Origin of the sequence: Hungatella effluvii (genome assembly GCF_003201875.1) — a bacterium.
Classification (GTDB): Bacteria; Bacillota; Clostridia; order Lachnospirales; family Lachnospiraceae; genus Hungatella; species Hungatella effluvii.
Window position 1 is genome coordinate 1 of sequence record NZ_QJKD01000001.1, and the last position, 12,370, is coordinate 12,370.

Below are 12,370 nucleotides of genomic sequence, written 5' to 3' on the forward strand. Positions count from 1 at the left end.
AACATTACTATATTTCGTGAAGAGAGTACAAAGTGCCACAAGCCCAGTATTTCAAAGGGGTTGTGGCACTTATACGTTCATTCATGTGTCAAAGACGGGAGTATACCACATAACGAGAATAATAACAATATCGTCTTCCTAATTCAAAAGACAGGCCTTTCCCCTGTTTTTCCGGGAGAAGGTCTGTCTTTTTTCGCTCTCAGCCACACAATTAAAGCGCTCCGTCCCCTTTCATGGAATCGTACTGCAAAAGACCGGCAAAAAATGTGAGCGCCATGCCCTGTCCCCATCCCTGAATCCATTTATGGGAGATATTGCGGTAGCCTTCCCTGTCCTTCATGACAGCGGTGCCTCCGGAGACATTCATCACGCGGCCATCCTCTGTCACATTGGCCAGAAGGCCCTGCACCGTTTTGTTGACATATTTTAAATAGAGAGGGTTCTTTTTCGCCAGCATCGCCGCGGCAATCCCGGCGGAGGCCGACACTTCCTCGTAGGAATCGTTATCATCCAGCAGCGTGCGCCATAAACCGGAGTCCGTCTGGTACAGCTTCAGAGCCGACAGCTGCTCGTTTAAGCTTCCCGCGATCTCTAAATACTCCGGATATAAATAACACTCCGGGAGAATGTGTGCCACCTGGGACATGGTATACGCCGCCCAGCAATTGGCCCTTCCCCAGTAGAACCCGCTCATATGGTCCTTTGTGATATGGTTATAGCCATGGTACCACAGCCCGTTCTTCTCATCCTGTAAATACTGGATGTGCCAGTACCACTGTTTCAGCGCATCCGCTGTCAGCTCCGGTCTCTCAAGCATTACTCCAGCTCGCAGCAGAAAGAGCGCGGCCATGAAAAGCGTATCCGCCCAGCACTGTTCCGGAAAGTCATTGTCAGCCGACACCGTGTGCTGAAGGACATGGTCTCCGAACCGGAGCGCCTCATGTTCCAGATAATTCAGTTTGGCCTCTATGATATCCTTATAGACCTCCTGGCCGGTGTGCTGATACAGAGTCAGCAGCACGTGCCCCATGGCGCAGGTGTTAACAGTAAAGTCGGGAAGCCCCAGACTGATCAGTTCATCCACCCGCTCCTTCATAAGATCCAGATACTCCTGTTTTCCCGTTGCCTCATACGCCTCCGCGATTCCGTAATACGCGACGCCGCAGGGCCAGTCCCAGGTCATATCCATCCGCATCGTCCGTTCCACGATCCGGTCCATAGTCTGTTCCATACAATTTCTGTCAAATTTCAGTTTTCCCATCTGCCTGTTCCTCCATCTTCAACCGTCGTTTGTGCCTTGTACCTTCTTCTTTATCCCTTCAGCCCGCTGGTACTGATTCCCTCCACCAGATATTTCTGGAAGAAAATAAAAATAATTACTGACGGAAGAATGGATAAGGAAGCCATGGCAAACATTGCGCCGTAATCCGAGGAAGAGCCCGGATCGCAGAACAGCTTTAACGCAAGGCTGACCGGATACTTAATGGACTTATTGACGTAAAGCAGCGCGGAGAGGAAGTCATCCCATCTCCACATAAAGGAGAAGATTCCTCCTGTAACAAGGGCCGGTGTGATGAGCGGCAGGATTACTCTTCCGAATATCTGCGGGTAGGAACAGCCGTCGATCTTGGCCGCCTCGTCCAGTTCCTTCGGTATTCCGTCGATAAAGTTCGTCATCAGGTAAACGAAAAATCCCTGAATCGCAAAGAAATACGGCACAATCAGCGGTAAGTAGCTTCCCACCCAGCCCAGCTTCTGATACCAGAGGTACTGCGGGATCATTAAAACCTGCGCCGGAAGCATCATGGAGAGCAGCATTGCCGCAAACAGTATTTTCTTTCCCTTGAAATCAAAACGTGCGAACCCGTACGCCACCACCGCAGATGAAATCACGGTTCCTATCGTGGCAACTACGGAGATAAACAGTGAATTTTTGAAGAATACCAGAAAGGGAACCTTGGCAAATCCCTTTAATCCATTGATGTAATTATCCAGTGTAAACGGATTGGGAATCAGGCTTCCTGCCGTCTGGAAAATGGTTTTGGTCTCCTTAAAGGAACTCATGAACATCCAGATCAGCGGATAGATCATGAGAATGCCAATACCGAAAACAATGACATGGTATACGACATCGCGAATTCTTTTCTTTGCCTTCATGATTAAAGCCCTCCTTCGTATACCCAGAATTTCTTCGTTGCAAACAGGAACAGTGTGATCATTCCGATCATGGCCAGCATAACCCATGCCAGAGCCGCACCGTATCCGGTGTTATAGAACTCGAAGGACTGCTGGTACATATACACCGTGTAAAACAGTGTGGAATTCATCGGTTTTCCCTGGGTGATGATGTAGCTCTGCGTAAAAGCCAGGAAACCATTAATCATCTGCATAACCAGGTTAAAGAAGATCGTCGGCGTCAGAAGCGGCAGTGTAATCCGGAAGAATTTGGAGATGCCGTTCGCGCCGTCCACATTGGCCGCCTCGTATAACGACTGCGGAATCTGCTTTAACGAGGACAAAAAGATCAGCATGGAAGAGCCGAACTGCCACACCGCCAGGATAATCAGTACCCAGATCGCCGTCTTCGTATTGCCCAGCCAGGACATGGTGCAGTTGATGCCGACTGCCTGAAGCAGCTTGTTGATCACGCCGTCCGTGGCAAACATACGCTTCCACAGGATAGCGACCGCAACGGAGCCGCCGATGATGGATGGCAGGTAGTAAGCCGCCCGGTAGAATCCGGTCATCTTCGTGCTCTTGAGCAGCAGCATCGCCACGATCAGCGCAAATAAAAGACGCAGCGGCACAGACACAAATGCAAAGAAGAAGGTAACCTTAATGGATTTATAGAACGTTTCATCTGCAAACATGGTCTTGAAATTCTGCAGGCCCGTAAAGACAGGCGGAGACAAAATATCATAGCTGCAGAAGGAATAGTACAGTGAAATTCCCATCGGCACTATCATGAACAGCAGGAACCCGATGGTAAACGGCATGGTAAAGATGATTCCCGCCGTGCGCTCATTATTCATTGCTTTTTTCAGCATTTTCATAGATCTGCTCCTTTTCCCAATCTCAATTATTTCTCAATCTCGATTATTTCTCAATCTCGATTATTTCCCATTCTCAAGAAAAGGGCGCCCCGTAAGTCAGATTATGCCGAAATAGGGACACCCTCAATATGTTTTCAGTTTACAGCCTGTTATTTGGCCTTTTCTGCCATGATCTTATTTCCCTCGGTATAAAGCTGTTCTGCCGCTTCCTCCGCAGTCAGTTCGCCGTAGCATACCTTTTCACCCAGCTTGTTGATTAAGTCGGATACCTCTGCGCTTCCGTTCGGATACGGAGGGTTGATCTGAGAAGAATTCGGTGTTACCACATCATTGATGAAGCTGATTACCTTCTGATCGCTCTCAGTCAGAGACGGAGCCAGTTCCTCGGCAACCTTGGAAGAGATCGGCACGCCTCTCTCGGCCAGAAGAATCTCGTTGCAGTCCATGGAATTTGTCCAGTAGTCGATAATCTTAGCACCGGTAACCGGATCCTTGGAATCCACCGATACGGAGAAGAGCTGGGACGGTTTTAAGAAGTTGGACTTTTTCGGGTCTTTCGACGGCCATGTGGTCAAGTCTAAATTTATGTCCTCCGGAGCTGCGTTGGTAAACGCCGCATACTGGTTTGACCAGCAGAACGCTACCCATGACATGGTTTCCGGGCTGGAACCGTAGATCAGAGGATCCTGCTCAATGGAACCCGGAGTCAGCTCTGCAAATACGCTCGGTTCAATGTACCAGCCTTCCTTCACGCCATCCTCATATACTTTGTAAAATGGTACGAATTCGTCTGCGCTGTCCACGCCCAGCTTCCCTTCGTCAAAGAGCACGTGGCCGTCATAGCCGCGGATCATGGCCTGTAAGATTTCCTGGGAGACGCCGTATGCCATGTTGGTCTTGCATCCGGTCTTTGCGTAGATTTCCTTGCTGACTGCTACGAACTCGTCCAGCGTCATGTTGTCTTTGATTTCCACTCCCGCCTGGTCGGTGATGGTCTTGTTGTAGACCATGGCCGGCGCGTTGATGCCGATTGCGATGGAATACACCTTTCCGTCAACCGATCCGGAATTAATGATGTCCTGGCTGCAGTTGTCCACATTCAGGGTGCCATCCTCGATATAAGGAGTCAAATCCACCAGAAGATTGTTGGAAACGTACTGATCCAGGTAAGCGTAATCCATCTGGATTACATCGGGAAGCGAATGGCCTGCTGCCGCGGTCGCCAGCTTATTCCAGTAATCAGACCACTCGGAGAACTGTCCGTCGAATGTCACGCCAGGGTTCAGCTCCGAATACTTATCGAGCGCCGCCTGAGTCCTCTCGTTTCTCGTCTGGTTGCCCCACCAGGCCACCGTCAGGGACGCGTCGCCGGAAGCCGCTGCCGTCGTATTTTCAGCCGCTGCACCTGCGGTTGTCTGAGAATCTGCTCCTGTGGTGCTTCCGCTTTCCGCCGTGCCGCCGCATGCCGCCAGAGATACCGCCGCCATGGAAGCGGCCAGGACTACTGCCAATTTCTTCTTCATTTTCATATCCTCCATCTTTTTCTGAAAACGGTGTTGCTCTTCCGTTTCGTTTGTAAGTTTATTATAAACTGGTTTCCTCCGATACCGGTATAAATAAAACCGACTTCCTTTTAGAAAAAACCGACTTTCCTTTCCGAAATCTTGAGTTTGCAATGCAATTATTATATACTGTCCATGTACCATTTGTAACCATGCTTTTCTACTTCAACCGAAATCTTAAATATAGAAAGAAGCAGGTCAATTCTCATGAAAAAACGGGCAGAAACCTTAAAAGCAAAGCTCCTTACCTTGTTTAAAAACCTCTCGCTGAGATGGAAGATTTTCTTTATTGTACTGTTAAACGTCGTCTCTCTCCTACTGTTTTCCCTCATTGGCTTTACCATACTGTCAAAGACCTATAATGAACTGCTCTACCGATCCATTGCGGGAAATTTGAGTTTTTCAGCAAATACCATCTCTGCAAATTTAAAGGATGTGGAGCGCCTGTCCTCCATCATCCTGTCGACGCCATCCATCCAGACATCTCTCTCCGCGATCCACGAGTCGGATGATGCCGTGGTCCGTTCCAATGCTAACCGGAGCATCAACACCGCCCTTTCATCCTATTATGAGACATTCCGGCAGAACGGCGTCTCCTACATCGTCCTGTATAACGATGCATTTTCCAATACGACCAACTGGGCCGCCTACGAAAGGACCGATTCGGCTTTTATCCATAATGCCCTGGAGAATGCGGAGGCCGGCGACGGTGCGGTCAGCTGGACCACCGGAGGCGGCAGTACTTCCGGCCTCTTTCTCGGAAGAAATATCAGGAAAATCGAGGCGCTGGATTTCTCCACCATCGGAAGGCTGCTGATCTACGTGGATACCGACAGGCTGATCAATACGATCAACCGTTCCTTCCAGACCTTCGATACCGGCTACTACATTCTGGCAGACGGGCCGGACACCATCTACTCCTCGGCCGGCCTCTCCAAAGACCTGGTAACCCAGACGCTCCAGCTGGAGGACGACACGTATCAGACCCTTCGGGTGGACAACCACACCTATTTCGCAGTGAGCAGCAAGATTCCGTATTACGACTGGCGCTACATCAGCCTGATCCCGTTTGACTCCATCATCCACTCCATCGGACGCTCCGCGAAAATCATTCTGGGCATCATGGTGCTCGGCATTCTGATCGCCCTTGCCTTAACGCAGTGGCTGATTTACTCCATTCTGCGCCATTTCAACGCACTGATCGTTAAGATGGATGGATTCAGTAAAAATGAGCTCACCCTGGAGCAGTCCGCCTACGATTACAGCGTCCGAAACGATGAGATCGGACGGCTTCACCAGCGTTTCGACCGGATGGCCACCCGGATCCGGACCCTGGTGGACACAAATTATAAAAATGAACTGCTGCGCAAGGAAGCCCAGATCAAGGCGCTGGAATCCCAGATCAACCCGCATTTCCTCTATAATACGCTGGAATCCATCAACTGGAGGGCAAAGGCGTCCAAAAACGCGGAGATCTCCATGATGGCAGAGTCTCTCGGAACGCTGCTCCGCTCTACCCTCAGCAATCACGAGTCCCTGGTGGAACTGGACTACGAGCTGGAGCTGGTCCGCGCCTACATCACGATACAGAAAATACGGTTCGAGGACCGCCTGGACTTTGTCTCCCTGGTGGCCGATGATCTGCATCATATCCTGATGCCGCCGCTGACCATACAGCCGCTCATAGAAAATGCCATCCGCTACGGCATGGAAGAGATGACAGAGACCTGCCACGTGGAACTCCTGGTGCGCCACGAAGGCGATAAGGTCCTGATCCGGGTTAAAAACAACGGTTCCGTTTTTGAAGAAGACCTTCTTGAAAAATTAAGGAGCCGGGAAAAGCAGCCGAACGGCTTCGGCATCGGTCTCATGAATATTGACCAGCGCATCCGTTTGCTGTTTGGCGATGCCTGCGGTCTTGAGTTAAAAAATGAGGACGACTGCGCAACCGCTGATATCCATATACCATTTCAAGTCAAGGAGAACCAATCATATGCTGAAACTGATCATTGCAGACGATGAACGCATCATTCGGGAGACCATATCCACAATTATTGACTGGAGCCAGTATGGAATTGAACTGGCCGGTCTCTGTTCCAACGGAATCGAGGCCTACAACATGATTTTAGATGAATCTCCGGACCTGGTCATCACAGATATCCGCATGCCGGGCATGAACGGGCTGGAGCTGATCGGCCGGATATCCGAGACGGATCTGGATACCCAGTTCATCCTGCTCTCCGGCTACGGGGAATTTGAATACGCCAAACAGGCCATGAAATACGGAGTCCGCCACTATCTTTTAAAGCCCTGTAATGAGCAGCAGATCATTGACGCCGTAAAGGAAAGTGTCAGCGACTGCTACGCCAAGCGCCAGGCGCGCCGGATATTGGACTCCCAGTTCAGCCAGGCGGACAGCATCCGCCACAATGTAGTCTCCAGTATCATCAACGACGCTCTCTATCTGGAGAAATCGCTGGATGAGATTATTCCCACCTATGAGCCCTACATGGATTTTTACTTTACGCCCTACCGTCTGTTCTACATTTACTATCTGGAACAGGAGAATCTGGAAGAATTTCTGGGCCTTCTAAGCGATTTTGCCCAGAACTGTCTGCCGCAGGTCAGCATCTACGGAATCTATGTGCGAAATACCTTTTTGATCTTCTGTCAGGACATCTCTTTTGACTTCGGCCAGCTGAAGGCGAAGCTGGACCGCGTCAGCTTAGAGGGCCAGCACACCAGCCTGGAGCTTCAAATGGAGACGTATTCCGACTTAAAAGGCCTGTTCGGCGTCGTCCTCGAGAAGATCCGCAGATTCAGCACCTTTTACTACGTAAACAATTACCACGCATTATGCACCTGCAATTATACCGCAATCACCCAGGAAACTGAAAATTACTGCCGCGCCATTGCCGAGGGCAGCGCCTCCGCCATGGAAAGCCTCATGGAACTGATCTCCGATATCATGGACATCCGTTTCCTCAAACAGCTGTCCGGCAGTATGTTCCTGAAAATCACGCTCGGCAACCCGAATATATCCGGCTCCGGCCTCACGGAGTGGCTGATGCAGGCCGAGGGGGAGAGTGATCTTGACGCGCTGAAGAAATCTGTCTTTCAAAAGCTCACAGAGCTTATGGAAGGCTGCTCCAGAACGGAAACTGTCAGCAGCATGACCAGGCAGATATTTACATATATCAGGGAAAATCTGGAGAATCCCAACCTGACGCTGAAATATATAGCGGAGCAGCAATTATATATGAATGTAGACTATGTATCCAGAAAATTTCAGAAGGAGACCGGCATACGCTTTTCCGATTACCTGACCAATGAGCGGATTCAAAAGGCAAAGGAATACATCGAAAACGAGGAGATGGACCGGATCTCGGATATTGCCGAGCGGGTCGGCTTCGGCAACAATCCACAGTATTTTTCCCAGCTTTTCAAGAAAAAGACCGGCATGGCCCCCAGCGCCTACATCACCGGCTTACGCGGACCGTCCGGCCCAGCGGAACCCAGTGCATCCCAGCGTAAATACACCACTATATAGCACCCGCTCTCCACGCCAGGCGCACGCCTGCGAAGCTAGTCGTAGCGCCCACTACACCGTCGCTTCGCAGACGCACACCTGACGCGGATATCAGGCACTATATAGTGGTGTATTTACGCCGGGATGCACTAGCGTATTTGAAAATTCATTTCAGGAGGAACTTTAAGATGCAGTATCATTTTCAGCCATTTTTTCACAATACAGCCGCAGACCATCTCACGGCTGACTCCGACCGGCTTGACATACCGGAGCTGTCAGACGGCTTTGACCCATCGCTTCTTTCTTTAGCCAACGGCATCGAAGGAAGTATGATTCCCTACAGCTATATCACAGAACGGCTCCCCTGCGGGCTCTACGCGGTTCATATCGCACTGACCGCCGTTCAGGATGTGGAACAGCTCTTTCTCTTCACCGGACGGAAACTTCTGCGTGATATCATCTCCCTGAAGAAGGGGGACCGGTACGAACGCACCTTTTACCAGTCCGTAGCCGGCATCATTCCACGCTACCACGAAGCGTACTATCCGGTGGAAAACCTCTTTGTTACGCTCTGTACCCCGGAGCCCGGCGCTGTCCGGATCGAAGCCTGTTATGCCGAGGCAGCTAATGTGTCCGACGGCGTAACGACAGTCTATCTCTGCGGGGATTCCACCGTCACAGACCAGTCCGCAGAAATCCCCTATCTTCCGGGTGCCTGCTACGCCTCCTGGGGCCAGGCACTTCCCGCGTTCTTAGACGGCAGAATAGCCGTGGAAAACCAGGCGCACTGCGGGCTGACGACGGAAACCTTCCGTCAGGAAGGCCACATGGACATCGTGAAGCATTTTCTCAGACCGGGTGACTTCTGCCTGATCCAGTTCGGCCATAACGACCAGAAGCTTCCCCATCTGCGGGCCGACAGGGAGTATCCCGTCAATCTGCGAAGATACATAGAAGAAGTCCGGAACCTCCGCGGAATCCCCGTGCTGGTGACCTCTCCCGGACGCAACATCTGGAAAGAGGACGGCACCTACCATGAGCTGCTGGCGGAACATGTGCAGGCGGTTAAAGATGTGGCCGTTTCCACGAATACCCCGGTCATCGACCTGCATGAGTTCTCGGTACGCTTCTATGAAAAGACCGGAATGGAACGCTCCTGCGGGTACTTCCATCCCGGTGACTACACCCACACCAATGAGTACGGGGCGTGCCTGTTGGCTTCCTGCATCGCAGCCGGACTCGGCCGGATATTTCCCGAAGTATTTCATGTAACCGCCGGTCCCTCCGACTTCACTCCTCCGGAAAATCTCTGGGATCTGCTGGACAGCCAGAACAACCGTGCAGGCAGTACGGAACAGAAGGAACAGTTTGATGCCATGGAAAAATCAACTGCTGCGCTGTTGAAAGTGTTGGAAGAGGCGGTTCAGGCACCATCAGATGAGTGACAGACGCCGAAGGTGAGTTGTGCGGAATCTCTGGAATCATTGATCCGAAAGAAAAGCGGGAGGGCGCATCAGGGACGGCAAGGCCGGTCTTCTTATGATTCCTGACACGCCCTCCCGCAGCAGATTATCCGGAATTTCACCGGTTGCGGCTGTATCCAATAAATGCCTGGAAGGCTTCTACATCTGTATTTAAAATTAATGTTTCGTCAAATCCTATTTCATCAAGCAGCTTTTCAGCCAAAACAAAATTTCCTACATCACTGGGATCATGGGCATCTGAATTTACAATGACAGGAACTTCAGACTGCCGGCAAAGCGCAAGCATGATCTTGTAATTTTCCACACAGTTCAAACGCTTATCTTTTTTTCTCAAAGAACTGTTGTTTATTTCTAAAGCAACGTGATACTGTTTTGCGGCTTGTACGAGTCTTTCATAATCCAGTGGTGTATGATCATCATCCGGATGGGAAACAAAGAACACTTTGGGATGCTTCATACACTGAATTATATTATCCGTATTTTTAATTTTTCCCTCATTTTTATAACACTGCGTATGGATTCCTGCTATTGCATAATCCAACTTTTCTATATATTGCTGCTCGAGGGAAAGCAGCCCGCCTTTCAGGACGTTTATTTCACAGCCATGCAAAATTTCCACGCCATACAAATCCCTGGGTATCGCCTGAAGATTATTATAATAAAAGGGATTCACCGTTCCTGGAATGCCTGGCGCATGTTCACTTATCCCCAGCAGCTGTAAATGTTGTTCGCTGGCTGCTTTCGCCATTTCCCGAATCGTGCCGTAAGCATGACCGCTGGCTATCGTATGAGTGTGAATATCTAATAAGAAATCTTTTTTCACAGTACTCTCCTTTCATTTAGCTGGACAGATCATTTATCCGTATTACTCGTTTCTGTTCAATACAAAGTATGCATCATATTTCGTTCCATCATGTCCGATTAACTTTTCGTCTGTATACTTAAAACCCAACCGCTCTAACGCGCGTATTCGCTCTGCTGCTGCGGCAATGGCTTTTGCAGCAATTTTATCGCAATGAAAAAGTGTATACGCGGGTTCAATGATCATTCCCAATATTTTTGTAATTTCGCCTGCTCTTTCGTAATCGCTCCGGATATCCAATCTGAGCAGTCCGCAGTCCGTAAAACAGTCCGCAGCGTGTATAATAAAAGTCGTCACCGCCGCAATTATCACTGTTAAAAAATAATACTGCAGCTTTGTCAGAATAAACCTTTAACAAATCGGATTTATCCTCCTGACTGGTCATTCTCAAATACAGGGCAATTTTCATAGACATCGGTCATGACGCGCCTCCCTCAAATTTTCATTATTTATACTTAATTCTATCACATTTTAGAGTGCGCGGATATGTCTGTAAAGTTTTTTCCTTTGACGGAACATTTTTCCTGAAAGTAAAACAGGACATTTCATCATCTGAAATGTCCTGCAAACCGTTCCATCACGAGTGTTTCCAAATCCGCTAATGTTTCCACCGCGTTGATATCATTCCGCAGTTTTGCCGAATGGGGCAGTCCGGCCGTATACCAGGCCATGTGCTTGCGCATCTCCCGGATTCCCAGATACTCTCCTTTGTGTTCCACCGACATCTTCGCATGGCGCAGAACCATGTTCTGCAGTTCCTCCATGGATGGGGGCGGAAGAAGTTCCCCCGTCTCCAGGTAATGGAGCGTTCTCGAGAAGATCCACGGGTTGCCCTTTGCCCCTCTCGCAATCATAATTCCATCGCAGCCAGTCTCGTCCAGCAGCGCCTTCGCATCCTCGGGGGCAAAGACGTCTCCATTTCCGATGACCGGTATCTTCACGGCTTCTTTTACCCTGCGAATAATATCCCAGTCTGCGATCCCGGAATAATACTGTTCCCTCGTCCTGCCGTGAACCGCAACCGCAGCCACGCCGCAGTTCTCGGCCATCCTGGCAAATTCCACCGCGTTCACATCGCTGTCCGTAAAACCCTTGCGGAACTTCACTGTCACAGGCTTTTTTACAGCCTTCACCATGGCGCCAAGAACCGCCTCCGCCAGCTTGGGATTCTTCATCATCGCTGAGCCTTCGCCGTTATTAACGATCTTCGGCACGGGGCATCCCATGTTGACATCGATAATATCAAAAGGTCCCGGCTCGATGAGCTTCGCAATATCCGCCATAATTTCCGGATCGGAGCCAAACAGCTGAACCGAAACCGGACGTTCTCTCTCTTCTACTTCCAGGAGCGCCTTCGTATTCCTGTTCTTATAAAGAATCGCCTTCGCGCTCACCATCTCTGTCACCACCATGCCGCAGCCCTGCTCCTTGCAGAGAATGCGAAATGGCAGGTCGGTTACCCCTGCCATCGGCGCCAGAATCAGATTATTCTCAAGTGTTACATTACCAATCTTAAGCTTCACGATTCCTCTTCCTCATCAATCTCTTCTCCCAGATAAAAGACCCGGTAATACATCTCCAGGGCCTCCAAAAGATCCCTCTTTTCCATCTGATACTGTTTGATTTTCAGCACGCTTCCTATTTCGTCAAATAAATAATCCGTCTCCTCAGCCGTCACTAAAAACTCCAGAGTACCATCCTCTTCAAATTCCAGAGTCAGAATTCCGCCCACATCCTCTGTATACAGCACACACATAATCTGAAGCTCCTGCCGTATGTTCTCAGGAAGATTGGAAAACTGTTCATTAAAATAGTATTTCTGCTCATAGGAATTGGCTCCGCATAATACGATACGATCCTGTTTCTCCTCTATCATAAAA

General features: G+C 49.8%; 10 protein-coding genes. 3 read left to right on the forward strand and 7 right to left on the reverse strand.

Annotated features, from left to right (window positions below):
• Nucleotides 1–211: 211 nt before the first annotated feature.
• The 4 genes from DFR60_RS00005 to DFR60_RS00020 form a co-directional block, all read right to left on the reverse strand.
• Nucleotides 212–1,261: a glycoside hydrolase family 88/105 protein gene (locus DFR60_RS00005; protein ID WP_110321052.1), complete on the reverse strand. Its 1,050-nt coding sequence runs from the start codon at nucleotides 1,259–1,261 to the stop codon at nucleotides 212–214.
• Between the two features lie 50 nt (nucleotides 1,262–1,311).
• On the reverse strand, nucleotides 1,312–2,157 hold the full coding sequence (locus DFR60_RS00010) for a carbohydrate ABC transporter permease (RefSeq protein ID WP_002600592.1): 846 nt from the start codon (nucleotides 2,155–2,157) through the stop codon (nucleotides 1,312–1,314).
• A gap of 2 nt (nucleotides 2,158–2,159) precedes the next feature.
• Complete coding sequence (locus tag DFR60_RS00015) at nucleotides 2,160–3,053, reverse strand: carbohydrate ABC transporter permease (RefSeq protein WP_002600593.1); 894 nt, start codon at nucleotides 3,051–3,053, stop codon at nucleotides 2,160–2,162.
• Between the two features lie 149 nt (nucleotides 3,054–3,202).
• Nucleotides 3,203–4,576, reverse strand: coding sequence for an ABC transporter substrate-binding protein (locus DFR60_RS00020; protein WP_029465827.1), 1,374 nt, complete (start codon nucleotides 4,574–4,576; stop codon nucleotides 3,203–3,205).
• 246 nt (nucleotides 4,577–4,822) lie between these two features.
• Between DFR60_RS00020 and DFR60_RS00025 the strand changes: the two genes are divergently transcribed.
• From DFR60_RS00025 to DFR60_RS00035, 3 genes are all read left to right on the forward strand, one after another.
• The gene (locus DFR60_RS00025) at nucleotides 4,823–6,637 is read left to right on the forward strand and encodes a sensor histidine kinase (protein WP_110321053.1); all 1,815 of its coding nucleotides are present in this window, start codon (nucleotides 4,823–4,825) and stop codon (nucleotides 6,635–6,637) included.
• Nucleotides 6,609–8,165, forward strand: a complete 1,557-nt coding sequence (locus DFR60_RS00030) for a response regulator transcription factor (RefSeq protein WP_110321054.1) — start codon at nucleotides 6,609–6,611, stop codon at nucleotides 8,163–8,165. The genes DFR60_RS00025 and DFR60_RS00030 overlap by 29 nt, the downstream gene beginning before the upstream one ends.
• A gap of 167 nt (nucleotides 8,166–8,332) precedes the next feature.
• Nucleotides 8,333–9,589, forward strand: coding sequence for a rhamnogalacturonan acetylesterase (locus tag DFR60_RS00035; protein ID WP_110321055.1), 1,257 nt, complete (start codon nucleotides 8,333–8,335; stop codon nucleotides 9,587–9,589).
• 136 nt (nucleotides 9,590–9,725) lie between these two features.
• On the opposite strand, the gene DFR60_RS00040 is transcribed toward DFR60_RS00035, so the two are convergent.
• The 3 genes from DFR60_RS00040 to DFR60_RS00055 all read right to left on the reverse strand — a co-directional run bounded on the left by DFR60_RS00040 (nucleotide 9,726) and on the right by DFR60_RS00055 (nucleotide 12,366).
• Nucleotides 9,726–10,451 carry a phosphatase gene (locus tag DFR60_RS00040; RefSeq protein WP_110321056.1) on the reverse strand — a complete coding sequence of 242 codons (726 nt, stop codon included), beginning with the start codon at nucleotides 10,449–10,451 and terminating at the stop codon, nucleotides 9,726–9,728.
• Nucleotides 10,452–11,038: 587 nt separating this feature from the next.
• A complete protein-coding gene (gene dusB, locus DFR60_RS00050; protein WP_110321057.1) occupies nucleotides 11,039–12,013 on the reverse strand; it encodes a tRNA dihydrouridine synthase DusB in 975 nt (324 codons plus the stop codon).
• A complete protein-coding gene (locus tag DFR60_RS00055) occupies nucleotides 12,010–12,366 on the reverse strand; it encodes a DUF6145 family protein (RefSeq protein WP_002600601.1) in 357 nt (118 codons plus the stop codon). The genes dusB and DFR60_RS00055 overlap by 4 nt, the downstream gene beginning before the upstream one ends.
• Nucleotides 12,367–12,370: the final 4 nt, after the last annotated feature.

Excerpts from the sequence above, each read along its gene's own strand:
- DFR60_RS00005 (WP_110321052.1), bottom strand. The coding sequence starts at position 1,261 with ATGGGAAAACTGAAATTTGACAGAAATTGTATGGAACAGACTATGGAC.
- DFR60_RS00010 (WP_002600592.1), bottom strand. The coding sequence starts at position 2,157 with ATGAAGGCAAAGAAAAGAATTCGCGATGTCGTATACCATGTCATTGTT.
- DFR60_RS00015 (WP_002600593.1), bottom strand. The coding sequence starts at position 3,053 with ATGAAAATGCTGAAAAAAGCAATGAATAATGAGCGCACGGCGGGAATC.
- DFR60_RS00020 (WP_029465827.1), bottom strand. The coding sequence starts at position 4,576 with ATGAAGAAGAAATTGGCAGTAGTCCTGGCCGCTTCCATGGCGGCGGTA.
- DFR60_RS00025 (WP_110321053.1), top strand. The coding sequence starts at position 4,823 with ATGAAAAAACGGGCAGAAACCTTAAAAGCAAAGCTCCTTACCTTGTTT.
- DFR60_RS00030 (WP_110321054.1), top strand. The coding sequence starts at position 6,609 with ATGCTGAAACTGATCATTGCAGACGATGAACGCATCATTCGGGAGACC.
- DFR60_RS00035 (WP_110321055.1), top strand. The coding sequence starts at position 8,333 with ATGCAGTATCATTTTCAGCCATTTTTTCACAATACAGCCGCAGACCAT.
- DFR60_RS00055 (WP_002600601.1), bottom strand. The coding sequence starts at position 12,366 with ATGATAGAGGAGAAACAGGATCGTATCGTATTATGCGGAGCCAATTCC.